Origin of the sequence: Pigmentiphaga soli (genome assembly GCF_039541095.1) — a bacterium.
Classification (GTDB): domain Bacteria; phylum Pseudomonadota; class Gammaproteobacteria; order Burkholderiales; family Burkholderiaceae_B; genus Pigmentiphaga; species Pigmentiphaga soli.
The window spans coordinates 1-24,796 of record NZ_BAABFO010000012.1; the positions used below are offsets into that span (position 1 = coordinate 1).

Annotated in this window: 26 protein-coding genes; 7 read left to right on the forward strand and 19 right to left on the reverse strand. The window is 67.9% G+C overall.

Translation table 11 applies throughout. From position 1 onward, the window contains the following. Positions 1-214 (forward strand): hypothetical protein (locus ABD927_RS13385; protein ID WP_345250214.1); only part of this gene is annotated, 214 nt, incomplete at its 5' end. Positions 215-492: 278 nt separating this feature from the next. Here the strand turns inward: ABD927_RS13385 and ABD927_RS13390 are convergent. Together ABD927_RS13390 and ABD927_RS13395 are read right to left on the reverse strand one after the other, a co-directional pair. Then, on the reverse strand, positions 493-1,041 hold the full coding sequence (locus tag ABD927_RS13390) for a GNAT family N-acetyltransferase (RefSeq protein WP_345250216.1): 549 nt from the start codon (positions 1,039-1,041) through the stop codon (positions 493-495). A 25-nt stretch (positions 1,042-1,066) separates the two neighbouring features. Beyond that, positions 1,067-1,771, reverse strand: a complete 705-nt coding sequence (locus ABD927_RS13395) for a class I SAM-dependent methyltransferase (RefSeq protein ID WP_345250218.1) — start codon at positions 1,769-1,771, stop codon at positions 1,067-1,069. A 42-nt stretch (positions 1,772-1,813) separates the two neighbouring features. Here ABD927_RS13395 and ABD927_RS13400 point away from each other — a divergent pair, with 42 nt between their 5' ends. From ABD927_RS13400 to ABD927_RS13415, 4 genes are all read left to right on the forward strand, one after another. Continuing rightward, positions 1,814-2,650 carry a universal stress protein gene (locus ABD927_RS13400; protein WP_345250220.1) on the forward strand — a complete coding sequence of 279 codons (837 nt, stop codon included), beginning with the start codon at positions 1,814-1,816 and terminating at the stop codon, positions 2,648-2,650. Positions 2,651-2,857: 207 nt separating this feature from the next. Continuing rightward, positions 2,858-3,298: a carboxypeptidase-like regulatory domain-containing protein gene (locus tag ABD927_RS13405; RefSeq protein WP_345250222.1), complete on the forward strand. Its 441-nt coding sequence runs from the start codon at positions 2,858-2,860 to the stop codon at positions 3,296-3,298. After that, positions 3,298-3,477: a hypothetical protein gene (locus tag ABD927_RS13410; RefSeq protein WP_345250224.1), complete on the forward strand. Its 180-nt coding sequence runs from the start codon at positions 3,298-3,300 to the stop codon at positions 3,475-3,477. The genes ABD927_RS13405 and ABD927_RS13410 overlap by 1 nt, the downstream gene beginning before the upstream one ends. Further along, positions 3,474-4,643, forward strand: a complete 1,170-nt coding sequence (locus tag ABD927_RS13415) for a mandelate racemase/muconate lactonizing enzyme family protein (protein WP_345250226.1) — start codon at positions 3,474-3,476, stop codon at positions 4,641-4,643. Before ABD927_RS13410 ends, ABD927_RS13415 begins: the two co-directional genes overlap by 4 nt. Before the next feature lie 239 nt (positions 4,644-4,882). Here ABD927_RS13415 and ABD927_RS13420 read toward each other — a convergent pair whose 3' ends face one another. From ABD927_RS13420 to ABD927_RS13455, 8 genes are all read right to left on the reverse strand, one after another. Next, the gene (locus tag ABD927_RS13420) at positions 4,883-6,058 is read right to left on the reverse strand and encodes a 2-methylaconitate cis-trans isomerase PrpF family protein (RefSeq protein WP_345250228.1); all 1,176 of its coding nucleotides are present in this window, start codon (positions 6,056-6,058) and stop codon (positions 4,883-4,885) included. Positions 6,059-6,083: 25 nt separating this feature from the next. Then, positions 6,084-7,061, reverse strand: a complete 978-nt coding sequence (locus ABD927_RS13425; RefSeq protein WP_345250230.1) for a tripartite tricarboxylate transporter substrate binding protein — start codon at positions 7,059-7,061, stop codon at positions 6,084-6,086. A gap of 1 nt (position 7,062) precedes the next feature. Then, positions 7,063-7,581 carry a LeuD/DmdB family oxidoreductase small subunit gene (locus ABD927_RS13430; RefSeq protein ID WP_345250232.1) on the reverse strand — a complete coding sequence of 173 codons (519 nt, stop codon included), beginning with the start codon at positions 7,579-7,581 and terminating at the stop codon, positions 7,063-7,065. Positions 7,582-7,593: 12 nt separating this feature from the next. Then, positions 7,594-8,862, reverse strand: coding sequence for a 3-isopropylmalate dehydratase large subunit (locus tag ABD927_RS13435; protein WP_345250234.1), 1,269 nt, complete (start codon positions 8,860-8,862; stop codon positions 7,594-7,596). 11 nt (positions 8,863-8,873) lie between these two features. Continuing rightward, positions 8,874-9,773 (reverse strand): isocitrate lyase/PEP mutase family protein, encoded by a 900-nt coding sequence (locus tag ABD927_RS13440; RefSeq protein ID WP_345250236.1) that lies wholly within the window; start codon positions 9,771-9,773, stop codon positions 8,874-8,876. Then, positions 9,770-11,278, reverse strand: coding sequence for an FAD-dependent tricarballylate dehydrogenase TcuA (gene tcuA, locus ABD927_RS13445; protein WP_345250238.1), 1,509 nt, complete (start codon positions 11,276-11,278; stop codon positions 9,770-9,772). Before tcuA ends, ABD927_RS13440 begins: the two co-directional genes overlap by 4 nt. A 116-nt stretch (positions 11,279-11,394) precedes the next feature. Continuing rightward, on the reverse strand, positions 11,395-12,396 hold the full coding sequence (locus ABD927_RS13450; RefSeq protein WP_345250240.1) for a Bug family tripartite tricarboxylate transporter substrate binding protein: 1,002 nt from the start codon (positions 12,394-12,396) through the stop codon (positions 11,395-11,397). Positions 12,397-12,475: 79 nt separating this feature from the next. Beyond that, a complete protein-coding gene (locus ABD927_RS13455) occupies positions 12,476-13,477 on the reverse strand; it encodes a Bug family tripartite tricarboxylate transporter substrate binding protein (RefSeq protein ID WP_345250242.1) in 1,002 nt (333 codons plus the stop codon). 226 nt (positions 13,478-13,703) lie between these two features. On the opposite strand from ABD927_RS13455, the gene ABD927_RS13460 reads away from it, so the two are divergent. Further along, positions 13,704-14,630, forward strand: coding sequence for a CysB family HTH-type transcriptional regulator (locus tag ABD927_RS13460; RefSeq protein WP_345250244.1), 927 nt, complete (start codon positions 13,704-13,706; stop codon positions 14,628-14,630). Here the strand turns inward: ABD927_RS13460 and ABD927_RS13465 are convergent. From ABD927_RS13465 to ABD927_RS13505, 9 genes are all read right to left on the reverse strand, one after another. Beyond that, a complete protein-coding gene (locus ABD927_RS13465) occupies positions 14,563-15,333 on the reverse strand; it encodes a nucleotidyltransferase family protein (protein ID WP_345250246.1) in 771 nt (256 codons plus the stop codon). The genes ABD927_RS13460 and ABD927_RS13465 overlap by 68 nt on opposite strands. An 84-nt stretch (positions 15,334-15,417) precedes the next feature. Beyond that, positions 15,418-16,566 carry a VWA domain-containing protein gene (locus ABD927_RS13470; protein WP_345250248.1) on the reverse strand — a complete coding sequence of 383 codons (1,149 nt, stop codon included), beginning with the start codon at positions 16,564-16,566 and terminating at the stop codon, positions 15,418-15,420. Between the two features lie 4 nt (positions 16,567-16,570). After that, the gene (locus tag ABD927_RS13475; RefSeq protein WP_425570257.1) at positions 16,571-17,569 is read right to left on the reverse strand and encodes an AAA family ATPase; all 999 of its coding nucleotides are present in this window, start codon (positions 17,567-17,569) and stop codon (positions 16,571-16,573) included. A 19-nt stretch (positions 17,570-17,588) separates the two neighbouring features. Further along, the gene (locus ABD927_RS13480; protein WP_345250252.1) at positions 17,589-18,314 is read right to left on the reverse strand and encodes an SRPBCC family protein; all 726 of its coding nucleotides are present in this window, start codon (positions 18,312-18,314) and stop codon (positions 17,589-17,591) included. Positions 18,315-18,368: 54 nt separating this feature from the next. Then, positions 18,369-20,771, reverse strand: a complete 2,403-nt coding sequence (locus ABD927_RS13485) for an aerobic carbon-monoxide dehydrogenase large subunit (RefSeq protein WP_345250254.1) — start codon at positions 20,769-20,771, stop codon at positions 18,369-18,371. 35 nt (positions 20,772-20,806) lie between these two features. Continuing rightward, positions 20,807-21,316 (reverse strand): (2Fe-2S)-binding protein, encoded by a 510-nt coding sequence (locus ABD927_RS13490; RefSeq protein WP_345250256.1) that lies wholly within the window; start codon positions 21,314-21,316, stop codon positions 20,807-20,809. Between the two features lie 13 nt (positions 21,317-21,329). Beyond that, the gene (locus ABD927_RS13495) at positions 21,330-22,193 is read right to left on the reverse strand and encodes an FAD binding domain-containing protein (RefSeq protein ID WP_345250258.1); all 864 of its coding nucleotides are present in this window, start codon (positions 22,191-22,193) and stop codon (positions 21,330-21,332) included. 33 nt (positions 22,194-22,226) lie between these two features. Next, entirely contained in the window at positions 22,227-22,853 is a 627-nt protein-coding gene (locus ABD927_RS13500) for an OmpW/AlkL family protein (protein ID WP_345250260.1), read from the reverse strand. Positions 22,854-23,045: 192 nt separating this feature from the next. Then, positions 23,046-23,888 (reverse strand): PAS domain-containing transcriptional regulator, encoded by an 843-nt coding sequence (locus ABD927_RS13505; RefSeq protein WP_345250262.1) that lies wholly within the window; start codon positions 23,886-23,888, stop codon positions 23,046-23,048. 225 nt (positions 23,889-24,113) lie between these two features. Here ABD927_RS13505 and ABD927_RS13510 point away from each other — a divergent pair, with 225 nt between their 5' ends. Next, positions 24,114-24,782, forward strand: coding sequence for a hypothetical protein (locus ABD927_RS13510; RefSeq protein ID WP_345250264.1), 669 nt, complete (start codon positions 24,114-24,116; stop codon positions 24,780-24,782). Positions 24,783-24,796 lie beyond the last annotated feature (14 nt).

Genomic DNA, 24,796 nt, shown 5'->3' on the forward strand with positions numbered 1-24,796 from the left:
AATTTACTTCGGCGCGAGCGCCGACAAAGGGGTCAGTTTTCAACCGGCGTTGACAGCTATGGCCCGAGACCATCGCCGCAATACAAGCGAAAGGCAGCAGCCGATGATGCCGGGCGGCATTCAATTGCGCCCCAGCGCGTTCCGCATGCATTGGGAATATTGCCGGCTCGCGGCTATCAGCGCGGCCCTATCGCGTACGCCCTGGTTTGCTTGAAGGGTGGCCTTGCAAACCTGGAATTTTGCCTTCTGCCCCTCGGTGAAGGCGAGCCGCGGATCCGCCGGGACTGCGTAGCGCGATCAACGGCATGATCCTTCACCCGGCTCAAATCACTCGCGTTCAACGCGAGCAAGGCGCCGATGTTCTCTGGCGGCCGCCCTTGCCAGTGCCTGATCCGGAGCGCCGGCGATTTTCGGCCATGCAAGCAGCACGTCCTTCTGAAACAGCAATTTGCCGGACTCATTCCCGGCGGCACCGCGATCCGCTTGGGACCGCTATCGCGAAAGAACCTTGGCAAATACAAGGCTCGGTCCCGCCGCTTCGCCAAGCTGCGGACGTGCCTCCCAATTCTCGAGTCTTGCTTCAAGAGCCAAACCCAGCTTCTCCAGCACGCGGGCAGATCTCGTATTCTGAGGGTGGCATGTCGCCCAAACTCGATAAATCTCGGGTTGCGCACACGCCCAATCAACGACTGCCCGCGCCGCCTCCGTTCCAAGGCCGTGCCCCCAGAATCGCTCCGCGAAGACGTATCCGAAGTCCGCTTTCGGCGGATCGAGGCGCAGCTCGACGATGCCCATGAAATCGCCGCCAGCTTTTGAAACGACGGCCCAGGGAAAGGCTGTGCGGTCCTCCCAGCATCGGGCGCAACGCATCGCGAATTGAACCGCTTCGGCCGGAATTTGCTGGCGAGGAAAGTTCATGAACCGCGTAGCGACGGGACTGCTGGCGTAGCTGTCGAAGATGGCCTGTGCGTCGTCGACCGATACCGGACGCAGGAAACTCCGGACGGTTTCGAGGGTGCGGGGAGGTTGCAGCTGACCCATGACTTCAATAGTCTAGCTGACGCAGCTACCATCCCGGAAAGCCATTGCACGCCGCCACGCGCACATTGGCCTCGATTCTTCCTGGCACCGGCTCTTCGATCTTTTCCGAGTAATGGACGATCCGGAGCGCCTTGAAAACATCCAGCAATTCCCCCGGCGCGATGCGGAATGCCTCGCTTTCAGGCCCTGCCACGGGCAAGGGTGTGCGCAGGTGGTGCTCCACCAGTATCCAGCCGTCCGGCGCCAAAGCTTTGATGAGCCTGGGCCAGAGCGCCGGATCGTGGAAGCGGAATACCGTGATCAGTTGATAGGCGCCCGGTTCAAAGGCAAGGCTGTCCAGATCGCCGGCTTGCCAATTGACCGTCAGTTGGCGTCGCCTCGCCTCTTCGCCGGCCATCTCCAGTGCCACGGTAGAAATATCCACGGCATCGACGGCGAAACCGGCCTCGGCCAGGCGCAGCGCATTGCGCCCGGCGCCGCAGGCGACATCGAGCGCCCGTCCCGCCGGCACATGGCCCAGCCAGTGCTCCAGGAACGGCGAAGGCATGCTCCGGGACCGGTAGCTGCCCTCGGCATACCGGCGGTTCCATCTGAGTTGATCGGCATCGCTCATCGGCTTCTTCCCTCCAAAAGACACGCATTCATTTTGTTCAAGCGTATCGTTTACGCAAGCGTACATGGTCGCGCTGCGCGGCCGGGCGGCAATTTGAGCCTGATCAACCTTCGCCATCCTACGCCGCGCACAATGGCCTTTCTACCAAGGAGGTGTCCCATGCTAGGGCGAATCGTTGTGCACATCGACTATGACTCCAGCTGCCAGCGACGGGTGCGCGCCGCTGCCCGGCTGGCCGTGGAGCACGGGGCGGAACTGGTGGGCGTCTACGCCAGCTTCCTGCAGCCGCAACAGGCTTACGAGGGTATTTTCGTTACGGCCGAGATCCGCTCGATGCTCGAGCGCCGGCTGGTGGAGGAATGCGGGCGGGCGCAGCGCCTGTTCTTCGAAACCGCGCAAGAGGAAGGCGCCAGCTGGCAGTGGCGCACGGCCGAGGACCTGCCGGAACGGGTGCTCGCCACGCAGGCCCGGTACGGCGACGTGCTGGTCATGCAGCAGCCGTCGAGCGACGAGCCCGGCCCGGTGCGCATGCCCGGCATCGTCGCCTCGGTCATCCTGTCGGCCGGCCGGCCGGTGCTGGTGCTGCCCTATGCCGGCGAACCGGCCACGATCGGGCGCCGCGCGCTGGTCTGCTGGGACGGCGGCCGCGAAGCCGCCCGAGCCCTGGCCGACGCCCTGCCGCTGCTGCAACGCGCGGAGGAAGTGGTGTTGCTGACCATCGACCCGCGCGACGACAGGGCGACCGACCCCGAAAGCGAGACGGACGACCTGGCCACCTATTGCCGCAGCCATGGCCTGCCCCAGCCGCAGCGCGCGATCCGCGAGGACACCGGCGTGAGCGTGGGCGATGCCATCCTCAACGCCGCCTCCGACTACGGCAGCGACCTGATCGTGATGGGGGCCTACGGCCACAGCCAGCTGCGCGAATCGATCCTGGGCGGGGCGTCCCGCACGCTGATCGAATCGATGACGGTGCCGGTACTGTTCTCGCACTGAACGAGTCGCGCCGGATGGGGCGGGCCGCGCCGCGGGCACATTGCTTGCTGCCGCAGACGGCGAACCCCGTATCCGGCAACGGCGCCGGAGGGCGTTGACGCACGTCAATCCGCGCCAAGCCGCGGCCCCTATAGTTCTTGCACGGATGGCCGGGAGGCCTTGCCTTCGCAGGGTCGGCCGGCCGCCAGGCACTCAAAGGAGCGAACCATGCGATTTCCTGCCCTGCCCCCCGGCCGCCTGCTGGCGGCCGCCCTGTCGCTGGCGCTGTGCGCCGGCGTCGCCCGCGCCGACGATCCGGCGCCGGTTCCCGAGCGGTCCAGCAATGGCATTTCCTATGTCACCGGCGGCGTGGGCGCCGACGAGTCCGCCTACCTGCGTTCCATCATGCCGCGCTACAGCCTGCGGATCCTGGCGGCCGCCAGCAGCGGCGCGTTCCAGTCCAACGTCAAGGTCGCCATCCGCGACGAGCGCGGTACGCCGGTGCTGTCGGTGACGACCGAAGGGCCCTACCTGCTGGTGGCATTGAAACCCGGCCGCTATCAGGTAGCGGCCGAGGCGGACGGCGCCAGCCAGGCGAAGGCGGTGCAGGTGCCGGCCAAGGGCCACGCCGACGTGAGTTTCTACTGGCCTGACCGTAACGGCGGCTGATGCGCCAAGCCGCCGCCATCGCCGATGCGGCGGCGATGATGCAGGCGGCGGCGTGGAGAGCCGCCCAGCATTCTGTTGTCGGATGGCAGAATGCACAAATATTATTTTCTGTGATGAAAGAAGTTCGGTACCTTGAGCGTCGGCGTAAATTCACTCCACAAAAAGAGCTCGAGACATGATCGAACGTATTGAAGTCTTCGTCACGGAGCTGCCTGTCCGCCTGCAGCGCGTTTTCTCCAGCGGCAACTACGACACCGGCCCGCTCGGCCGCGTCCTGGGCAAGCCCGTGCTGGTCCGCATCCATGCCGACGGCGTGGTGGGCACCGCGCAGATCCGCCCCATCGCTCCCGGCCATTTCGTGGCCGACACGACCCACAGCTCGGTCGCCGCGATCACCGAAGTCCTCGGGCCCGCGATCCTCGGCAAGGATCTGTTCGACATCGAAGGCATCAACGAAGCCTGCGATCTGCGCCTGCACGGCAATCCGGCCGCCCGCGCGGTGCTCGACATCGCGCTGCACGACGCGATGGGCAAGGCGCTCGGCCTGCCCGTGCACAAGCTGATCGGCGGCGCCTGCCAGCCGCACATTCCGCTCGAATGGTCGGTCAGCATGGCCGACGACGTAGGCGTGATCATTGCCGAGGCCACCCGCGCGGTGGAAGAGTTCGGCATCAAGGTGCTGTGCCTGAAGGCGGCCGACCGCCGCGGCTGGCGGCAGGACGTCCGCCATTTCGAGGCGGTGCGGCGCGCGGTGGGCGAGGACGTCGTCATCGGGGTCGACCCGAACACCGGCTGGACGGTGCCCGATGCCATCAGCGCGATCCACGCGCTGCGGCCGTTCGACCTGGGCTACGTCGAACAGCCCATCGCGCGGCGCGACCTGAAGGGCATGGCGGCGATCCGCCGCGAATGCGCCGGCATCCCGCTGATGGCCGACGAAGGCCTCTTCACGCTGCAGGACGCCTACGCGCTGGCCGAGGCCGAGGCGGTGGATGCCTTCTGCATCAAGCTCTACAAGGTCGGCGGCCTGAGCGCGGCGCGCAAGATCGCGGCGGTGGCCGAGGCCTCCAACATCCTGCTCAACTGCGGCGGCATCGCCTCGCAGTCGCAGCTGGAAGCCGCCGCTACGGCGCACTTCTACGCCAGCATCCCGGCGCGCCGGATGATGGGCGCGGGCGAGTTCGTGCTGGGCCTGAACACCACGGCGCCGGATCCGCTGGTTCCCGAAACCGATTTCGTCGTGAAGGACGGCTACGCCGACGTGCCGACCGGCCCGGGCCTGGGCATCACGATCGACGAAAACGCGCTGAAGAAATACACCCTGCGCCACGAGGTTGTGAAGTAGGCCCCCCTACGCGCTGAGGCGCGCCCCCCAGGGGGCGGTGCTGGCGGACCGGCAAAGCCGGATCCGCTGCACCCTGGATGGGATAGTGACATGCGTGGGGCCGTGAAAAAGGCCACCCTCCTGTGGAATGGAAGGTGGCCTTTTTGCGTTGGCCTCGGGCATGCCTGGGTTTCATCCAGGACGCTGCGGATCCGGCTTTGCCGGTCCGCTGGCGTCGCCCCCTGGGTGGGGGGCGCGCGTCAGCGCGTAGGGGGGATCCCTGCCCCGGCCGCACCGCGGACGAGGAGCGTGCCTTCGAACAGGCGGCGCTGGGTGCGGTAGAAGCCGCCGCGGCGGACGTGCCATTGGCCGTTTTCCTGGACGACTTCGGCGGCTACCTTCAGGATGCCGGAGGGCATGCCGATGCGCAGGTCGTCGTTCGGGCCGTCCGGCGCGCGGGTGGCCTGCTGGACGATGGTGCCGGTGATGCGCGCGGTGACCGCCATGCACATCGAAACGCCCAGCGGCAGCGCGCGGTGCGGCTGGCCGTTGGAGATCACGCGGGCGATCAGGTCGACCGAGCCGCCCGGGATGGTCTGGCCCGACAGCGTCGTGAAATCGGACGCGGGCGCGACGAAGCCGATGAAGGGAATCGCCGTCTTGGCCGCGGCTTCGGCCTCGTCGCGCGCCAGGCCCATGCGCAGCGAGGCGGCGATGCGGATCGCCGACAGGCGGGCCATCAGCGCGGCGTTGTCTTCGATCTCGACCGGGGTTTCCTTGCCGGTCAGGCCGAGGTCGGACGCGCGCACGAACACGCAGGCATTGCTGGCGTCGATCAGCGAGGCCTCGATCGGGCCGTAGCCGGGCACTTCCAGCACGTCGAGCACCTTGCCGGTGGGCAGCAGCTTGCCGGTGGAGGCGCCGCCCGGGTCGAGGAAATCGAGCCGCAGCGGCGCGCCGGTGCCCGACACGCCCGGAATTTCAAGGTCGCCGTCGACCGCCGCCAGGCCGCCTTCCATCGGGAAGGTGGAGACGATGATCTTGCCGGTGTTGGTGTTGTGGATGCGCACCACGGCGGTGTCGCCCTCGACCTTCACCAGGCCTTCGTCGACCGCGAACGGGCCGACCGGCGCCGACATATTGCCGCACAGCGGCTGGTAGTCCACGTGCGACTGCTTGATCAGCACCTGGGCGAAGGTGTAGTCGACGTCGGCGTCGGGCCGGGTCGGCGGTCCCATCACGCAGATCTTCGACAGCGACGACAGCCCGCCGCCCATGCCGTCGAGCTGGCGGCCGTAGGGGTCGGGGCTGCCCATCGCGCCCAGGAACAGCGGATCCCATTGCTTGCGGTCGGCGGGAAGATCCCGGCGGTGCAGCAGCAGGCCCTTGCTGGTGCCGCCGCGCGCGAACACGGCGGGAAGTCGATATTGCTTCAAAGTGCCACCTCTTGCGTGTGCGGCGTCAGTCCACCGTGGCGCCTGCGCTGACCACGGCCTTGCGCCACTTGGCGATTTCGCTGTCGAGGAACGTGGCGAACTCCTTGGGCGAGCTGCCGACGACTTCGTTGCCGTCGTCGGCCAGGCGCTTGGCGAACTCGGGTTCCTTGACGATGCGCACCACTTCCTTGTTGATCTTGTCGACGATGGCCTGCGGCGTGCCGGCGGGCGCCAGCAGGCCATACCAGGCGGCCACGTCGTAGCCCGGCACGCCGGATTCGGCGATGGTGGGCACATCGGGCAGCACCGGCGAGCGGTGCGCGCCGGTGACGGCGATCGCCTTGATCTTGCCGGCCTTGATCTGCGGCACGGTGGAGATCAGCGCGCCCACGTAGATTTGGCCGCGGCCGGCCATGACGTCGTTGAGCGCGGCCAGCGCGCCCTTGTACGGCACGTGGACCATGTTGATGCCGGCCATCGACTTGAACATCTCGGGCGCCAGGTGGTTCAGCGTGCCGTTGCCGGCCGACGCGTACACCAGGCCGTCGGGCCTGGCCTTGGCCAGCGCGATCAGTTCCTTGACGTTGTTGGCGGGCACGTCGGGGTGCGCCACCATGATGTCGGTCACCAGGTTGACCAGGCTGATCGGCGCGAAGTCGCGCACCGTGTCGTACGGCAGGCTCTTGTACAGGCTCGGCGCGATCGCGAAGCTGATGTCGGTCATCAGCAGCGTGTAGCCGTCGGGGGCCGACTTGGCCACCGCGTTGGCGCCCAGCGTGGTGCCGGCGCCGGGGCGGTTCTCCACCACCACCGGCACGCCCCACACGTCGGTCAGCTTCTTGCCCATCTCGCGCGCGATGATGTCGATCCCTCCCCCCGGCGGGTACACCACCACGATGCGGATCGGCTTGGACGGATAGCTGTCGGCCGCCACGGCCGCCCCGCCGGTCGTCGCCGCCGCCAGCCCTGCCACCAGGGCCGCCCCCACAGTTTTGCGGATCATGTCAGTTCGCCTGCCCCGCGGCCGCCGCCTTGCGGCGTGCCACTTCCTTTTTGACCCAGTCGGTCACGCCGCCCATGTCGATGATTTCCTGGATGAACTCGGGCATCGGCTCGGCCTGGAATTCCTTGCCGTCGAGCAGCACCTTGCCGGTCCGGGTGTCGACCTCGATCTTCTGCCCCTGCTGGGCGGCGGCCGCCACTTCCGGGCTGATCAGGATCGGCAGGCCGAGGTCGATCGACATCCGGTAGAAGGTGCGCGAGAAGCTGGCCGCGATGATGCAGCTGATGCCCAGCGCCTTCAGGCCGAACGGCGCCTGTTCGCGGCCGGAGCCCGAGCCGAAGTTGCGGCCGGCCACGATCACGTCGCCCGGGCTCACGCGCTTGACGAAGCCGGGATCGACTTCCTCGAAGATATGCTTGGCGATATCGGCCGGGTTCAGCAGCGACAGATAGCGCCCCGGAACCATCACGTCGGTGTCGACGCTGTCGCCGAGCTTTTGCACATTGCCTTTGAATATCATGTCGCTGCCTCGTCAGAGCTTGGCCGGGTCGATGATCTCGCCGGCCACCGCGGTGGCGGCGGCGACATACGAGTTGCCCAGATAGACCTGGGCGCCGGCGTGGCCGCCGCGGCCCTTGAAATTGCGGTTGATGGTGGCGAACGCGACTTCGCCGTCGTCCAGCGCGCCGTTGTGGCCGCCGAAACAGGCGCCGCAGGTGGGCGTGCTGACGGCCGCGCCGGCCTCGATGAACTGCTCGATCAGGCCCTCGGCCATCGCCTGCATGTAGATCTTCTGCGTGGCCGGCACGATCATCGCGCGGGTGCCCTTGGCCACCTTGCGGCCCTTGAGCACGCTGGCGATCTGGCGCAGGTCGGAAATGGTGCCGTTGGCGCAGTTGCCCATGTAGACCTGGTCGACGTGCACGCCCGGCTTGATCTCGTCGATCGACACCACGTTCTCGGGGGAGTACGGCTTGGCCACCATGGGGCGCATGGTGGCGAGGTCGATGTCGTGGTGCGAGTAGTACTGCGCGCCGGCGTCGGCGTTGACGATCTTCCAGGGCCGCTTGCAGGTGGCCTCGGCCCAGGCGCGGGTGATGTCGTCGCCCTCGACGATGCCGGTCTTGGCGCCGGCCTCGACCACCATGTTGCAGATGCCCATGCGTTCGTCGATGTTGAACTCGGCAATGCCGGGGCCCGCGAATTCCATCGAACGGTACAGCGCGCCGTCGACGCCGATGCCCTGCAGGATCTGCAGGATGACGTCCTTGCCGGTCACGTGCGCGGCCTTCTTGCCGTGCAGGTTGAAGCGCATCGATTCCGGCACGCGGAACCAGGTCTCGTCCAGCACCATGATGGCCGCCATGCCGGCCCAGCTCATGCCGGTGCCGAAGGCGTTGAAGGCGCCCGCGGTGCCGGTGTGCGAATCGCCGCCGGCCACCAGGTCGCCTGGGCCAACCAGGCCCAGCTCGGGCATCAGGGTGTGCTCGATGCCGCCCTTGCCCACGTCGTAGAAGTTTTCGATGCCCTTTTCGCGCGCGAAGCGCCGCATGTCGCCCAGCATCCGCGCGCCGGCGGCGTTGGGAGCCGGCGCGAAATGGTCGCACACCAGGCCGACCTTTTCGGGCACGGCGACCTTGCCGCCGCCCATGTTGGCGAAGTGACGGAAGGCCACCGGGCCGTTGGCGTCGTTGAACAGCACGAAATCGACGCGGGCGCGCACGACCCGGCCGGGCTCGACCCGGTCCTTGTCGTCGATCAGGTGCGCTTCGAGAATCTTTTCTGCAATGGTTTGTGCCACGTATCAGCCCCTCATTTCGCGGTCGCGAATTGCTTTTCCAGCTGGTTGATGGCCTTCAGGCCCATCAGGTCGTTCAGCTCTTCGAACGACACCAGCAGATCGGGACGCTCGACCACCTCGTCGCTGTCGCGCTGGGCGGCCAGCGCTTCCAGCGAGTTCTTCAGCCCCTGCAGCGCCGAGGCGCTGAGCATGCGGCCGAACATCACCACGGAAACGCCCAGGTCCTGCAGCCGCTTGGCCGAGATCAGCGCGGTGGTGGAACGCTTGCGGATGGCGAAGCCCATGTTGACGCACAGCGGCTTGCTGACGTTGGCCACCACGGTCTTGATGTCTTCCTCGGTGGCCAGCGCGTCGGCCAGCAGCAGGTCGGCGCCGGCCTCTGCATATAGATTGAGGCGGCGGATGGCTTCGTCAAGCCCATGGGTGCCGAAGGCATCGGTGCGGGCCTTGATGACGAAGTCCTGGTCCTTGCGGGCGGCCACCGCCGCCCTGACCTTCTCGACCATTTCCTCGGCCGAGACCACGCTCTTGCCTTGCATGTGGCCGCAGCGCTTGGGCCACGACTGGTCTTCGATCATGATCCCGCCGACGCCGGCCTGCTCGAACTTCTGGATCATGTGGTAGACGTTGACCGCGTTGCCGTAGCCGGTGTCGCCGTCGGCCAGCAGCGTCAGGTTGCAGGCGGCGGCCAGCCGGCGGCAGGCGGTCAGGTTTTCTTCCATGCCCATCAGGCCCACGTCGGGCTTGCCCAGCATGCTTTCGCTGAGCGCGGCGCCCGACAGGAAGCCGGCCTGGTAGCCGTACTTCTCGATCAGCCTGACCGTGAAGCCGTCGTAGACGGCGTGCAGGATCAGGATCTCGGGCGCATGGATCAGGGCCTTGAGGCGTGCCCCGGGACTTTTCTCGGTCATTGCGATTCCTTCTGCGACTTGGCGGCCAGGCCGGCGCTCTTGCCCGACAGGCGGCCGAACACGGCGCCGCTGGTCAGGCCGCTGGCGCCCGGATAATTGAAGTAGAAGATGCCGCCCACCATTTCGCCGGCCGCGTACAGGCCCGGGATCGGATCGTGGTTGGTATCCACCACCTGACCTTCGGTCGTGATTTTGAGCCCGCCGAACGTGAACGTCACGCCGCAGGTGATCGCGAACGCCTGGAACGGCGGCTTGTCGATCGCCAGCGCCCAGTTGGACTTCGGAATTTCAAGGCCGTTCGTGCCCTTGCCGTCCTTGATGTTCGGATCGAAGGGCACGTCGTTGTTGACGGCGGCGTTGAATTCCTTGATGGTCTTCAGGGCCTGCACGGGGTCGACGTCGTCCAGCTTGGCGACCAGCTCTTCCAGCGTGTCGGCCTTGACCTTGGTGACGTGCTTGGTGCGGTATTCGTCGAGCAGCAGGTGGGCGACCTTGTCGTCGTAGATCTGCCAGGCGAACTGGCCCGGCTGCTCCAGGATCAGGTGGCCGTACTTGGCGTAGGTGAAGTTGCGGATGTCGGCGCCTTCGTCGAGAAAGCGCTTGCCCAGCCCGTTCACCATGATGCTGAAGGTGTAGCTGTGGCGCTGGAAGTGCGGCGTGAGGTCCAGGTCGCCGAAGTCGGTGGCGTAGCGTTCCCAGCCGACCGCGTGGCAGCCCGACCAGTGGCCGTAGGGCTGGGCGCCGATGTTCAGCGCCATCGCCAGGCCGTCGCCGGTGTTGTACTTGGTGCCGCGCACCTTGGCCAGGTCCCAGCCCTTGCCCAGGTAGCGGGTGCGCCATTCGGTGTTGGCCTCGAAGCCGCCGCAGGCCAGCACCACCGCGCGCGAGCGGATCTCCTGGATGCGGCCGTCGATGCGGGCCTTCACGCCGGAAACGCCGTTGACGTCGTGGATCAGGTCTTGCACCCAGGCGTCGTAGACCACCGTCACGCCCTTGCGTTCGACCGCCTTGAACAACGCTTCGACCAGGCCGGGGCCGCCGCCCCAGGTGGCCAGCGGCGCGCCGCCCCAGAACTTGAACTTGCCGTCCGTCTTGTACGCCTGGCGGCCGTAGTTCGGCATGAACCGAACGCCGTTGTCCTTCAGCCAGCGCATCGTGGCGTTGCTGTTGCGCACCAGGATTTCGCACAGGTCGGGATCGGTGCGGTGCTGGGTGATGCGCGCCATGTCGTCGAAGAAATCGTTCTCGGTATAGGAACCGAAATCGCTGGTGGCGATTTCCTCGGGCGTCAGGTCGTCCGACAGGGCGATGATGTCTTCGGCGCCGTTGTAGGCGAAACGGACTTTGCCGTCGGTGTAGGCGCTATTGCCGCCGCGCTCTTCGAATGGGGCGCGCTCGAGCACCAGCACGCTGGCACCCTGCTCGGCCGCGGACAGGGCTGCGCACAGCGCGGCGTTGCCGCCGCCTACGATCACGACGTCATGGACGGTAGATTCGAGGTTCATGGATGTATCTGCTTCAGTTGTTGAAAATTGCTGCGGGGCGGAATAAAAAACCCTCGGTGCCTGCCTATTGCTGCCGGCGGCCCCGAGGGCGGTCCCGCAATGGCCGAAGGACTGGCTTATTCAGCCTTGATGTTCGACTTCTTGATGATCGCTTCCCACTTGTCGAACTCGCCGCTCATGTACGAGGCGAACTCTGCCGGTCCGCCTTCGGGCGGCTCGAGGCCCTGCGCCAGCAGCTTGTCGCGCAGTTCCTTGTTCTTCAGGGCATCGCGGACGGCGTTGCCGAGCTTCTCCACGATGGGCTTGGGCGTGGCGGCCGGGGCGAGCAGGCCATACCACGACGACGACTCGTAGCCCTTCACGCCGGCTTCGTCGAGGGTCGGCACGTCGGGCAGCGCCTGCACGCGGGTCTTCGACGAGACGGCCAGCGGCAGCAGCGTGCCCTGGCGGATCTGGCCCAGGGTGCTGGTGGCACTGGCGAAACCCATCGGCACTTCGCCGGCGACGATGGCGTTGACGGACGGCGCGCCGCCCTTGTACGGAACGTGGACGACGTCGATACCGGTCATCGAAATCAGCAATTCCATCGCCATGTGGGTGATGTTGCCGACGCCGCCCGAGGCATAGTTCAGCTTGCCGGGGTTCTTCTTGGCGTAGTCGAGAAGTTCCTTGACCGACCTGACCGACAGGACCTTGGGATTGATCACCAGCACCGACGGCGCATAGCCGATCAGCGACACGGCGGCGAAGTCCTTGCGCGCGTCGAACGGCAGGTTGTTGAACATGCTGGGCATCGCGATGGTCGCGTTGTTCAGGTACAACGTATAGCCATCAGGCGCGGAACGGGCCACGAAATCGGCGGCGATGTTGCCGGCTGCGCCGGGCTTGTTGTCGACCACCACCGACTGGCCGTTCAGTCTTGCGCTCATCGGCTGCGAGATGATGCGGGCGGCGACGTCCGTGCCGCCGCCGGGCGCGAAACCGGACACCACCCGGATCGGCCTGCTGGGGAAGCTGTCGGCCGACTCCGCCATCGCGCTACCCGCCGCCAGCAGGCTGCACGCCAGTACGGCGCCGCCGACACCGGTACACCATGATTTTTTTTGAAGTGTGATCATTGCCGGTCCTCCTTGGAACTCCGGTCTCGAATGTTGGACTTGTGTGAAATCGAATTCCCGCGATGGCCGAAATACGGATTCATTCGGCCTTGATGTTCGATTTCTTGATGATGCCGTCCCACTTGACGAATTCGCCGCTCATGTACGACGCGAATTCCGCCGAACCGCCTTCCGCCGGCTCGATGCCCTGCGCCAGCAGCTTGTCGCGCAGCTCCTTGGTCTTGAGCGCGTCGCGCACCGCGTTGCCGATCTTGTCCACGATCGGCTTGGGCGTGGCGGCCGGGGCGAGCAGGCCATACCACGACGACGACTCGTAGCCCTTCACGCCGGCTTCGTCGAGGGTCGGCACGCCGGGCAGCGCCTGCACGCGGGTTTTCGACGTGACGGCCAGCGGCAGCAGCGTGCCCTGGCGGATCTGGCCCAGGGTGCCGGTGATCCCGGTGAAGCCCATCGGCACTTCGCCGGCGACGATGGCGTTGACGGACGGCGCGCCGCCCTTGTACGGGACGTGGACCACGTCGATCCCGGTCATCGAAATCAACAGTTCCATCGCCATGTGGGTGATGTTGCCGACGCCGCCCGAGGCGTAGTTCAGCTTGCCCGGATTCTTCCTGGCGTAGTCGAGCAGTTCCTTGACCGACTTGACCGGCAGCAGCTTCGGATTGATCACCAGCACCGACGGCCCGTAGCCGATCAGCGACACTTGCGCGAAATCCTTGCGCGCGTCGAACGGCAGGTTGTTGAACATGCCCGGCATCGCGATGGTCGCGTTGGTCAGGTACATGGTGTAGCCGTCGGGCGTGGAGCGGGCCACGAAATCGGCGGCGATGTTGCCGGCTGCGCCGGGCTTGTTGTCGACCACGATCGACTGGCCGTTCAGCCTCGCGCTCAAGGGCTGCGACACGATGCGCGCGGCGACGTCCGTGCCGCCGCCGGGCGCGAACCCGGACACGATCCGGATCGGCCTGCTGGGGAAGCTGTCGGCCGATTCCGCCATCGCGCTACCCGCTGCCAGCAGGCCGCACGCCAGTACGGCGCTACCGGCGACGGTACACCACGATTCTCTTTGAAGTTTGAGCATTGCCGGTCCTCCTTGGAACCGCGTCTCGAATGTTGGATTTGTATGAAATCGAGCCGTTCGATTTGTCTCGAATGTCTCGATGCGCCAGGTCGCAAGGGCGTGGCCGGCGCGCAGCAATACTCTTCAGGAGAGGGTATTGATTAGCAGCGGTACGTTAGCAAAGGCCAAGATATCGCACCAGAATATTGTGTTATCTTGGTATTCACTATGTTTATTCTGAATTGCGATGAAGCTGCAGCAGTTGCGTTACGTTCTAGAGGTATTCCGGCACGGCAACCACATCTCCAATACGGCCGAGGCCTTGCATACGTCCCAGCCGGGCATCAGCAAGCACATCCAGATGATCGAGTCCGAACTGGGCTTCGAGATCTTTTCGCGCAAGCGCAACCGGATCGTGGGGCTGACCGAACCGGGACGCGAAGTCATCACCATCGTTCAGCGGGTGCTGAACGATATCGATAACCTCAAGCGCCTGGGCGAGGAAATCACCTCGCGCGACGGCGGCAGCCTCACTATCGCCACCACGCATACCCAGGCGCGCTACGTGTTGCCAAAGGTGATAGAGCGCTTCATCCAGCGCCACCCCGCGGTCCAGCTGCACCTGCGCCAGGGCAACCCCACCCAGATTTGCGAAATGGTCGAGTCGGGCGACGCGGACCTCGCCATCGGCACCGAAACCCTGCGCCCCTTTCCCAGCCTGGTGCGGCTGGACTGCTTCGAGCTGGAGCGCTGCATCATCACGAAGGCCGGCCATCCCCTGCTCAAAATACGCAGGCCCTCGCTGCATGACGTGGCCGCCTACCCGATCATCACGCACGACCCGGCCTTCAGCGGCCGCTGGAAGGTGATGAACGCCTTCAAGCAGGCCGGCATCCAGCCCAACATCATCTTCGGCGCGGTGGACGCCGACGTCAGCAAGACCTATGTAGAGCTGGGGCTGGGCATCGCGGTGATGACGGCCGTCACCTTCAACCGGCGCAAGGACCAGGGGCTGCGGGCGATCGACGCCACGCATCTGTTCCAGTCGAGCATGACATCGATCTCGCTGCGCGCCAATAGCTATTTACGCAACCATACCTACGATTTCATCCGCCTGTTCGCGCCGCAGCTGACGCGGGAAGCGGTGGATGCTGCGATGCAGCAGGTGCAATAGCGGCAACGCAGGCCGGCGCCGGGGCGCTCCGGGCGCCGGATTCCGGCTCGGGCAGCACGAAGGCCCAGCCGGTGCGCTGCTCGAGCAGGCGCACGTCGTCGAGGGTGTCCAGGTCGACCACGAAATGTTCGTTGTCGGTGGCGTAGGCGTGGACGAGATCGGGATGCCGCTCGATGAACTGGCGGCAGCCCGCGTTGGCCGAACCGGCCAGGATGCGCTCGCGGGCGGTATCGTCGAGCAGCACCGGATTGCCGCGCCGGCCGCCCGCCATGGGCACCAGCGCATGGCCGCCGGGGCGCCGCTTGAAGGCGCCGATCAATTCGACCAGGTCGGCAGAGCCGATCAGCGGCTGGTCGGCCGGCACGATGAAGATCGCGTCGAACGGCCCGTTCAGCGCCGCCAGCCCGGCCCGCACCGACCCCTGTTGCCCTGCGGCATAGTCGGGATGGTGGACCAGCGTGACGGGAAAATCCCTGACCCTGGCCTCGACCGATTCGTGGCAATAGCCTGTCACCACCGCCACTTCGTCGACGCCGGCGCCGCTCAGGGCGATCAGCATGCGGTTGACCAGCGGCACGCCGGCCAGCCGGATCAGCGGCTTGGCCACGCCGCCCATGCGACGCCCCTCGCCGGCGGCCAGCAGTACGGCGCCCACGCGTAGCCGGGGGTAGAGGCCACCGCCCTGCTTCAATAGACATCCCATTGCGACTCTCCTTCAAAGACCGGATGTGGTCCGCTCGGCAGGGCGGGCCGGGGGAACCGGCTCGCATCGATGCATTGGCGCTCCCTACCCCGGCAGGAGTTCAGGCAGGCGGGCCAGGCTGTGCAGGTCGTGCACGGCCATGAAGCGGTCCACCAGCGGCGCCGCGCGCGCCAGCGCGGCCGAGGCGGCCGGCTGCGTGGTGGGATGCAGCCAGTACACGCGCGCGCCGCGCGCCCGCACGCCGGCCAGCGCCGCGGCCAGCTCATCCGGGTCGTCGGTGTCGTAGCCGTCGCTGAACACGATGAACAGGTCGCCGCGTCCCAGGCTGCGGCGCAGGTGCGCGTCCACCGCCTGCCGCAGGCAGCTGGCGATGCGGGTGCCGCCGCCGAAGCCCACCGCCATCGCGTCGACCTTTTCCACTGCGCGCTCGGCGCGCTGGGCCATCAGCCACGTCACTTCGGCCAGTCGGGTATGGAAGACGAAAGCCCGCGCGCCGAGCAGGTCGACGAAGACGCGCGCCACCTGCAGGAAGAAGCGCGCGTGGACCTCCATCGAACGGCTGACGTCCACCAGCAGCGCGATCCGCGGGCGGCGCCGCTGCGGGCGGACGTGATGCAGGCGGATCAGTTCGCCGCCGGTGGCCAGCGCGGCCCGCATCGAGCGGCGCAGGTGGATGGCGGCCGTGCGCGTGCTGGGCTCGCGCCGCCGCAGCAGGCGCAGCCGCAGGCGGCGCTCGAAGGCGCGCACGATGGCGTCGAAGCGGTCCAGGTCGGCGGCCTGCCAGCGGGAGAAATCGCGACGCTCCAGGGCTTCGGTGCGGCTGGCGCCGCCCTGCGCGCGCGGTACGCCGGCGTCGCGGCGTTCGCCCTCGCCGGCGGCGGCGCCGGCCAGCGGGGCGTCGGCGCGCGGGGGCGCGTCACCGCCGCTGCCGCGCAGTTGCTCGACCAGTTCCGGCAGCGTGCGGCCGCGGCGCGTCATGCCCGCGCTGCGGGTGGCGCCGCGCATGGCCTGCGGAAACCAGAATGCCTGGTGCAGGGCCGGATACTGCGCCCACTGCCGATGGTCGCCGGCGGCGATCGCGCGCCATAGCGCGCCGGCGCGCGGCCACTGGCCGGGCGGCAGCGCGGCGGCGGCGCGCGCCATCAGCGCCACCTCGGCGTAGCCCACGGCGTAGCCGTGTTCGCGCAAATAGCCGGCGAACTCGGCCAGCGGCAGGCGCGGATCGGCCGCCATCGCGTCAGGCTCCGCCGCCGGCGCCTAGATCCGCGGCCGGTCCCGGATCCATGTCGCCCGCCCGCACCTTGGCGACGCCCAGGTCCTTGGCGACGCCCGTATCCTGAGCGATGCGCGGGCCGTCGACCAGGCGGCCGACCCGTTCCGGCGTCAGCTGCCACTGGTCGTTGCGCGTCTTCAGCAGCGCGGCCAGCGTGGGCGCCAGCGCGCGCGGATCGTCCGGCAGGCCGGCATGGCCGAGGCGGAAGAGGATGCGGATCCAGTCCAGCGTTTCGGCCACGCCGGGTTTCTTGTCGAGGTCTTCGCGGCGCAGGCGCTGCACGAAGGCCACCGCTTCCTCGGCCAGGCGGCCGGCGGCCTCGGGCACCAGCGTGCGGACGATCTCGATCTCGCGCGCGAGCGTGGGGAATTCGATGTAGCTGAACAGGCAGCGGCGGCGCAGCGCGTCGGACAGGTCTCGCGTGCCATTGCTGGTCAATACGGTGAGCGGCGTGCTGCGCGCCGCCAGCGTGCCGAGCTCGGGCACCGTCACCTGGTATTCGGACAGCATCTCCAGCAGGAAGGCTTCGAATGCCTCGTCGGCGCGGTCGACCTCGTCGATCAGCAGCACGCAGGGCGCCGGCGAGCGGATCGCCTGCAGCAGCGGACGCTCCAGCAGGAAACGTTCGGAGAACAGGGTGTCGCGCAGGTCGCCTTCGTTGCCGTGGCCGGCCTCGGCCAGGCGGATCTCCAGCAACTGGCGGCCGTAGTTCCATTCGTAGACCGCCTGCGCCAGGTCCAGGCCTTCATGGCATTGCAGGCGCAGCAGCGGCCGCCCGAGCGCCCGCGCGCAGGCTGCGGCGATGGCCGTCTTGCCGACGCCGGCCTCGCCTTCCAGCAGCATCGGGCGCGACAGCGTGAGCGCCATCCAGACCAGGCCGGACAGTTCCTCGCCGGCCACGTAGCCGGCTTCGAACAGGCGCCGGCGCAGGGCGTCGGGATCCGGCACGGGAGGGTCGGCCAGCGGCGACACGGCCCTTCGCTCAGGCTTTGCCGCCGAACAGGCCGGCCACGAAATTGCGCAATAGCGCCCATAGCAGCGCCAGGCCGTTCAGTTCCTTGGGCGCGGACGGCAGCGGCGCGGCGGATGGCGGCGCGGCATTTCCGGCAGCCGCATCTGCGGCAACCGCATCTGCGGCCTCGGCGCCGGCGCCTCCTGCCGGCGCCGTCCCGTTGCCCGCCGGTCCCGGGGCAGTTGCCGCCGCATTCGCCGGCGCGGCGCCGGCTGCCGCACCCGCGCCGGCCGCAGCCGCGGCCTCCACCGCCGCCGCCTTCTTCGAGAAGGTATCGGCGAACTGCGCCAGCACCATGTCGGCCACCGAGCCCATCATGCGGCCGCCGAACTGCGCGAACTTGCCGTTGACGATCACGTCGGCATGGCCAAGCAGTTTGCTGCGCTCGCCGTCGGGCACCACCTCGGCCGCCAAGGTCATGGAAGCGGACGAACCGCCCTTGTCGGCGCCCTTGCCCAGGATGCGCAACCGGTGCCCGGCCGGATCGATTTCGAGTACTTCGATGTCGCCGGCGAAGGCCGCCACCGCCGGGCCGACCTTGACGCGCACCGAACCCTTGTAGTGCGTGTCGTCGGCCTGCCCGGTAATCTGCGCGCCCGGCATGCAGGTGGCCAGCTCGCGGATGTCGGCCAGCACCTGCCAGGCGGCATCGCGGCCGGCGGCCACGGTATATTCCTTGTCCAGCTTGACTTCCATGGTGGCTTCCTGCCAGTTGCGTACTGCGTTCGATCGGTCGGCCCGCGCAGCCGATCAGGCTGCGAGGCCGAGTTCCCTGAGCTGCTTCCACACGCGGAACGCCGTGTGCGGCATGTCGGTGTGGGTGACGCCCAGATGCGCGAAAGCGTCGACCACCGCGCTGGTGAAGGTCGGGATGCTGCCCACGTGCGGCGACTCTGCCACCCCCTTGGCGCCCAGCGGATGGTGCGGCGACGGCGTGACGGTGTGGTCGGTCTCCCACTTCGGCGTTTCCACCGCGGTCGGCAGGAAGTAGTCCATCAGCGTGTTGCCCTGGATGTTGCCCTGCGCGTCGAACGACAACAGCTGGCCCATCGCCACCGCGTAGCCCTCGGTCAGCCCGCCGTGGATCTGGCCTTCGATGATCATCGGGTTGATCCGCGTGCCGCAGTCGTCGAGCGCATAGAAGCGGCGCACCGCCGTCTCGCCGGTGGCCTTGTCGATGTCGACCACGCACAGGTAGATTCCGAACGGATAGGTGAAGTTGGGCGGATCGTAGTAGTGCACGGCCTCCAGCCCGGGCTCCAGCCCCGGCGGCGGCGCGTTGTACGACGCCCAGGCGATATCCTTCATCGTCTTGAAGCGGTCGTCGGCGCCGCGCACCTTGAAGCGGTCGATCTCCCATTCCAGGTCGGCCTCGCTCACCTCCAGCATGTGGGCGGCGATCTTGCGCGCCTTGGCGTGGATCTTGCGCGCGGCCAGCGCGATCGCGGCGCCGGCCACCGGCGTCGAGCGCGAGCCATAGGTGCCCAGGCCATAGGGCGCGGTGCTGGTGTCGCCCTCCTCCACCTGCACCACGTCCGACGGGATGCCCAGCTCGGTGGCGATGATCTGCGCGTAGGTGGTCTGGTGGCCCTGGCCCTGCGTGATGGTGCCCATGCGCGCGATCGCGCTGCCGGTGGGATGCACGCGGATCTCGCACGAATCGAACATGCCCACGCCGAGGATGTCGCACATCTTGCTCGGCCCGGCACCCACCACCTCGGTAAAGGCCACCAGGCCGATGCCCATCAGCGTGGGGCAGCCGGGATCGGCCCGCTTGGCCGCCTGCTCGGCGCGCAGCGCCGGGTAGTCGACCGCGTCGAGCACCTTCTTCAGCGCCGCGGCGTAGTCGCCCGAGTCGTACTCGAAGCCCAGCGCCGACTGGTAGGGAAACTGCTCGCGGCGGATGAAATTGCGCGCGCGGATCTCTGCCTTGTCGATGCCCAGCTTCTGCGCCAGCACGTCGACCATGCGCTCGATCAGGTAGACCGCCTCGGTCACGCGGAACGAGCAGCGGTAGGCCACGCCGCCCGGCGCCTTGTTGGTGTAGACGCCGTCGACCCGGCAATAGGCGGCCGGGATGTCGTAGCTGCCGGTGCAGATATGGAACATGCCGGCCGGATAGCGGCTGGGATCGGCGCAGGCGTCGAAGGCGCCGTGGTCGGCGATGACCTTCACGCGCAGGCCGAGGATGCGGCCGTCTCCGGTGGCGGCCAGTTCGCCGGTCATGTGGTAGTCGCGCGCGAAGGCGGTGGACGACAGGTTCTCGATCCGGTCTTCCACCCATTTGACCGGGCGCCCCAGCACGATGGAAGCGACGATGGCGCACACATAGCCGGGATAGATGCCGACCTTGTTGCCGAAGCCGCCGCCGATGTCGGGCGAGACGATACGCACCTTGGACTCCGGGATGCCCGACAGCATCGACACGACGGTACGCACCACGTGCGGCGCCTGGCTGGTCAGCCAGACCGTGAGCTCGCCGCGGACCGGATCGAACGAGGCCACCGAGCCGCAGGTTTCCAGCGGGCACGGATGCACGCGCGGGTAGAACATGCGCTGCTCGACGGTGACGGGCGCGCCGGCGAAGGCGGCGTCGGCGGCGTCCTTGTCGCCCGCTTCCCAGGTGAAGATGTGGTTGGGGTGGTAGCGCGCGCCGTGCGGGCCTTCGGTCTTGCCGGCCAGGTCTTCGCGCAGCACCGGCGCGCCGGGCTCGAGCGCGGCGAAGGGGTCCACCACCGCGGGCAGTTCGTCGTACTCGACTTCCACCGCTTCCACGCCGTCGGCGGCCGCGTAGCGGTCTTCGGCCACCACCACCGCCACCTCCTGCATCTGGAAGTGGACCTTCTCGTCGGCCAGCACGGCGGCCACGTCGCCGGCCAGGGTCGGCATCCAGTGCAGCTTGAGCGGCTTCAGGTCTTCGGCGGTCAGCACCGCGATCACGCCGGGCACCTGCAGCGCGGCGGTCTTGTCGATGCGCTTGATGCGCGCGTGCGCCACCGGCGCCCGCACGATGTCCAGGTGCAGCATGCCGGGCAGCTTGATGTCGTCCACGTAGTTGCCCTTGCCCTGGATGAAGCGGGCGTCTTCCTTGCGCAGGCGGGATTCGCCCATGCCCATCAGGGCTTTTTCGCGGTCGCTCAGGGGAGCGTTCATATCGGTCTCCGGTCGATCGGGCATTGGGGTCGGGGCTAGGCCGCCACCGCGGCGGCGGCGCCTTGTTCCCGCCGTTCCTTGAGCGCGCGCGCCGCGTGCAGCACCGCCTTGACGATGTTCTGGTAGCCGGTGCAACGGCAAAGATTGCCCGACATGCCGGCGCGCACGTCCTGCTCGCTGGGATCGGGGTTGTCCTGCAGGAAGCGGTAGGCGCGCATCAGCATGCCCGGCGTGCAGAAGCCGCATTGCAGGCCGTGCTCGCGGTAGAAGCCCTCCTGCACCGCGTGCAGCACGCCGGCCTCGGCCAGGCCTTCCACCGTGCGGATCTCGCTGCCTTCGCACTGCACCGCCAGGTGGGTACACGACTTGACCGACTGGCCGTCGATGTCGACCGTGCAGGCGCCGCAGTGGCTGGTGTCGCAGCCGATGTGGGTGCCGGTGAGCTGGCGGTTCTCGCGCAGGAAGTGCACCAGCAGCAGCCGCGGCTCCACCGCTTCTTCCACCTTGCGACCGTTGATGGTCATCGTGACGATCTGTTTGGGCATGGCCCTCTCCTCATCAATGGCAGCGCGCGGCGGCGTCCTGGATGGCGCGGCGCGCCATCTCGGCCGCCATCGCGGTCTTGTATTCGACGTCGCCGCGCAGGTCTTCGGCCGGGTCGCAGGCGGCGCGCACGGCCCGGGCGGCGGCATCCAGCACCGAGTCGGACAGCGGCTGTCCCACCAGCGCGGCCTCGGCGTCGCGCGCGCGCAGCGCGGTGGGCGCCACGTTGGTCAGGCCGATGGCCGCATGCGCCACCTTGCCGCCGTCCATGCGCAGCACCACGGCGGCGCCGGCGGTGGCCCAGTCGCCCGTCTTGCGCTTGAGCTTGCGATAGGCCCATCCGGTGCCGGGCGGCAGCGGCGCCACCAGGATGGCGGTCAGGAGTTCGTCTTCGGCCAGTTCGGTCATGTAGGTGCCGTGGAAAAAATCCACCGCCTCGACCTGGCGCTCGCCATCGGGCCCTTGCAACACGAAGACGGCGTCGAGCGCCATCGCCAGTGCGGGATGGTCGTTGCCCGGATCGCCGTGCGCGATGTCGCCGCCGATGGTGCCGCGGTTGCGCACCTGCGGATCGGCGATCAGGCGCGCGGCCTCGGGCAGCAGCGGCACGTGCCGGGCCAGCAGCGGCGAGGCGATCAGTTCGGCCTCGGTCGTCATCGCGCCGATGCGGAGCAGGCCGCCCTCCTCGCGGATGCCGCGCAGCTCGGGGATGCGGTTGAGGTCGATCAGCGCCTCGGGCTGGGCGAAGCGCAGCTTCATCATCGGCAGCAGGCTGTGGCCGCCGGCCAGCACCTTGGCCGCGCCGGCCGACTGCGCCAGCAGCGACAAGGCCTCGCCCACCGACTTCGGGGCATGATAGGAAAACGATGCGGGTATCACGTGGTCTCCTTGCGCCGCCCGCGGGCGGCCGATTCAGAAGCGCTTGCCGATGCCGATGCCGACCAGCCAGGGGTCGACCTTGAAGGTGCCGGCCTTGTTGCCGAAGGACATCACGTCGGTCCGGATCTGCACCTTCTTCACATCGAAATTCAGATAGGTGTTCTTGGCGATCTCGTAGTCCAGGCCGGCCTGCAAGGCCCAGCCGAAGCTGTTCTTGTCGATGCTGGGGCCGAGCGCCGTGGCCACGGCCGGCTCGAACTTCACGTGCGAGAACCGCGTGTAGTTGATGCCCGCGCCCACGTAGGGCTTGAATGCCCCCAGGTTGGTGAAGTGGTACTGCACCGTCAGCGTGGGCGGCAGGTGGCGCAGCGAGCCGATGTAGGAGCCGTTCGAGCGGATGTCCTGCAATTGCGGGTAGGTCAGGACCAGCTCGGCCGCCACCTGGGGCGTGAAGAAGTACGAAACGTCGACTTCGGGCAGCACTTTGTCGTTGATCGACAGGCCCAGTCCGGTGCTGTCCTTGTTGGCGGAATCCAGGTTCACGGCCCGCGCCCGCACCAGCCATCGGCCGTCGGGCGCGCCCTGCGCGTGGGCGCCGAAAGCGGCGCCGGCCGCCAGCAGCGCCGCGGCGACGCTACGCAGCGGCAGCCGCGACAACATGGCCGGGCAACAGCCGCACGATGGGAACCTGGGGGAAATGGCGCATGGGATCATCTCGTCTCCTCGGGCTTGTTGGCCGCCCATGCGCGCAGTGTAGGAACTCCAACCCGGGACCAGTGCCCGCGATCAATCAATGGCGGCAAGGCGTGCACGAACGGCAGCCGGCGCGCACGAGCGGCGGGCGGGTACGGATCAGCGCTTGGCGGCGGGCGCGCCCGGCAGACCGAGCTGTTCCAGCAGCGCCGGCGCGCTGCCGCGCGAGACGGGAATGCGGGCCTGCTCGGCGCCCGCCATGTGCAAGGTCATGCGGCCGTCGTCGCGCACGATCTCTTCCACGAACGAGAGATTGACGATGTAGCTGCGGTGCACGCGCAGGAACAGGCCGGGATCGAGCCGGCTTTCCAGGTCGCTGATGGTGATGTTGCAGAACTGCGTGCGGTCGCGCGTGTGGACCCAGGTGTAGTGGCCTTCGGCGCGCACGAAGCAGACGTCGGCCACGTCGATCAGCAGCACGCGGTTCTGGCGGATGGTGGGGATCTTGCGCAGCAGCCGGCGCGAAGGCACGCCGTCGCGGCCGTGCAGCGGATCGATCTCGTGGCTGACGGCGTCGGTGATGTCGTAGAACACCAGCGTATAGCCGACCGTGGCGCCGCTGGCGTCGCCCAGCTTGGACAGTTTGATCAGCAGCACGCGGTCGGGGATGTTGATCATCATCGTCATCGGCGGCGCGTTGTTGACCGGGCACTCGGCCTCGCCCAGCAGGAACTGCACCTTGGACTGCGACGATTCCGGATGGAACGACGTGACGATCTTGCCGAACGGCATTTTCTCGGCCACCGGCAGGCAGCGGCGGGCGGCCTCGTTCATGCCGACCACCCGCAGCTCGCGATCGAGCTGCACCACGCCGATGTCGAAACGCTCCAGCACGTACAGCCAGGAGCCCGGCGCCGGCGCGCGGTCCGGCCCCTGCCGGTGCTCTTCCGGCGGCGCGGCCGCGGGCGGATCGCCATGCGCGTAGGGACAGGATGAAGGCATGCGTGTCTCCAGGTCTGGCCTCTGGCGGGCCGGTTGCCGCTTGCGTTCGTGCGCCCCGCATGGCGTTCGTGCGCGGGCTGCCGCGTTTCGTTAAACGGCGCGCAAGGGCGGCGCGAGCGCTCAATAGAATCCACCCAACGGCAGCGTTTGTCCACGAAAAAAAGGCGGAGACACATCCATGCGGCCACGCGTCCCACCGGCGAAGGCATCGCCGGCAGCAAGCTCATGAACGCGGCCGCCGCGCTGCGGCTGCACGGCGCGCGCCTGCAATGGGCGGCGCCCGCCGTGCTGATGGCGGTGGTGGCCGCCGCGTTGTGGATCCTCGGTTCGATGCCGTCGCGGGGCGATCCCGCCGGCCTGTCGATCGTGGCGCTGACGCTGGCCGGCATCGGCGGCGGCTGCGGCGCTTTGGCCTGGGTCAGGCCGCAGCGCGCCGGATTCTCGCCGCCGCACGTCATGCTGTCGCTGGGTTTCGGCGGCATGCTGGCCGGGCTGGCTGTCGACGTGGCGCGCGCCGGCCCCGTCCTGCTCGACGCCATGTGCGGCCATGCCGCCACGCTCGGCATGGCGGACGCGCTGGCGCTGCACCTGGCCTACCTGCCGGGCATGCACCTCGGCATGCTGGCGGGCGGCATGCTGGCCATTCCCACGCTGCGCCTGCTGCGGCCGCACTGCGGCCGCTACCTGTGCTCGCTGCTGGCGCAGAACGCGATGTGCTCGGCGTGGATGCTGGCGGGAATGACGGCCGGCGCCGTCTGGCTGTCGCGCTGGCAGCCGCTGACCGGCGCCGATACCCTGCCCCGCATGCTGGGCGGCATGTTCGTGGGCATGACCTGGGGGATGGTGGCCAGCGTCGCGCTGTACCGCGGCTACTTCACTTGGCGGAGGAGGTGATCCCCCTACGCGCT

What these genes read in the sequence shown, in the direction of transcription:
- ABD927_RS13390 (WP_345250216.1), bottom strand. Translation starts at nt 1,041, where the DNA reads ATGGGTCAGCTGCAACCTCCCCGCACCCTCGAAACCGTCCGGAGTTTC.
- ABD927_RS13395 (WP_345250218.1), bottom strand. Translation starts at nt 1,771, where the DNA reads ATGGCGAAGGTTGATCAGGCTCAAATTGCCGCCCGGCCGCGCAGCGCG.
- ABD927_RS13400 (WP_345250220.1), top strand. Translation starts at nt 1,814, where the DNA reads ATGCTAGGGCGAATCGTTGTGCACATCGACTATGACTCCAGCTGCCAG.
- ABD927_RS13405 (WP_345250222.1), top strand. Translation starts at nt 2,858, where the DNA reads ATGCGATTTCCTGCCCTGCCCCCCGGCCGCCTGCTGGCGGCCGCCCTG.
- ABD927_RS13410 (WP_345250224.1), top strand. Translation starts at nt 3,298, where the DNA reads ATGCGCCAAGCCGCCGCCATCGCCGATGCGGCGGCGATGATGCAGGCG.
- ABD927_RS13415 (WP_345250226.1), top strand. Translation starts at nt 3,474, where the DNA reads ATGATCGAACGTATTGAAGTCTTCGTCACGGAGCTGCCTGTCCGCCTG.
- ABD927_RS13425 (WP_345250230.1), bottom strand. Translation starts at nt 7,061, where the DNA reads ATGATCCGCAAAACTGTGGGGGCGGCCCTGGTGGCAGGGCTGGCGGCG.
- ABD927_RS13430 (WP_345250232.1), bottom strand. Translation starts at nt 7,581, where the DNA reads ATGATATTCAAAGGCAATGTGCAAAAGCTCGGCGACAGCGTCGACACC.
- ABD927_RS13440 (WP_345250236.1), bottom strand. Translation starts at nt 9,773, where the DNA reads ATGACCGAGAAAAGTCCCGGGGCACGCCTCAAGGCCCTGATCCATGCG.
- tcuA (WP_345250238.1), bottom strand. Translation starts at nt 11,278, where the DNA reads ATGAACCTCGAATCTACCGTCCATGACGTCGTGATCGTAGGCGGCGGC.
- ABD927_RS13450 (WP_345250240.1), bottom strand. Translation starts at nt 12,396, where the DNA reads ATGATCACACTTCAAAAAAAATCATGGTGTACCGGTGTCGGCGGCGCC.
- ABD927_RS13455 (WP_345250242.1), bottom strand. Translation starts at nt 13,477, where the DNA reads ATGCTCAAACTTCAAAGAGAATCGTGGTGTACCGTCGCCGGTAGCGCC.
- ABD927_RS13460 (WP_345250244.1), top strand. Translation starts at nt 13,704, where the DNA reads ATGAAGCTGCAGCAGTTGCGTTACGTTCTAGAGGTATTCCGGCACGGC.
- ABD927_RS13465 (WP_345250246.1), bottom strand. Translation starts at nt 15,333, where the DNA reads ATGGGATGTCTATTGAAGCAGGGCGGTGGCCTCTACCCCCGGCTACGC.
- ABD927_RS13470 (WP_345250248.1), bottom strand. Translation starts at nt 16,566, where the DNA reads ATGGCGGCCGATCCGCGCCTGCCGCTGGCCGAGTTCGCCGGCTATTTG.
- ABD927_RS13480 (WP_345250252.1), bottom strand. Translation starts at nt 18,314, where the DNA reads ATGGAAGTCAAGCTGGACAAGGAATATACCGTGGCCGCCGGCCGCGAT.
- ABD927_RS13485 (WP_345250254.1), bottom strand. Translation starts at nt 20,771, where the DNA reads ATGAACGCTCCCCTGAGCGACCGCGAAAAAGCCCTGATGGGCATGGGC.
- ABD927_RS13490 (WP_345250256.1), bottom strand. Translation starts at nt 21,316, where the DNA reads ATGCCCAAACAGATCGTCACGATGACCATCAACGGTCGCAAGGTGGAA.
- ABD927_RS13500 (WP_345250260.1), bottom strand. Translation starts at nt 22,853, where the DNA reads ATGTTGTCGCGGCTGCCGCTGCGTAGCGTCGCCGCGGCGCTGCTGGCG.
- ABD927_RS13505 (WP_345250262.1), bottom strand. Translation starts at nt 23,888, where the DNA reads ATGCCTTCATCCTGTCCCTACGCGCATGGCGATCCGCCCGCGGCCGCG.
- ABD927_RS13510 (WP_345250264.1), top strand. Translation starts at nt 24,114, where the DNA reads ATGAACGCGGCCGCCGCGCTGCGGCTGCACGGCGCGCGCCTGCAATGG.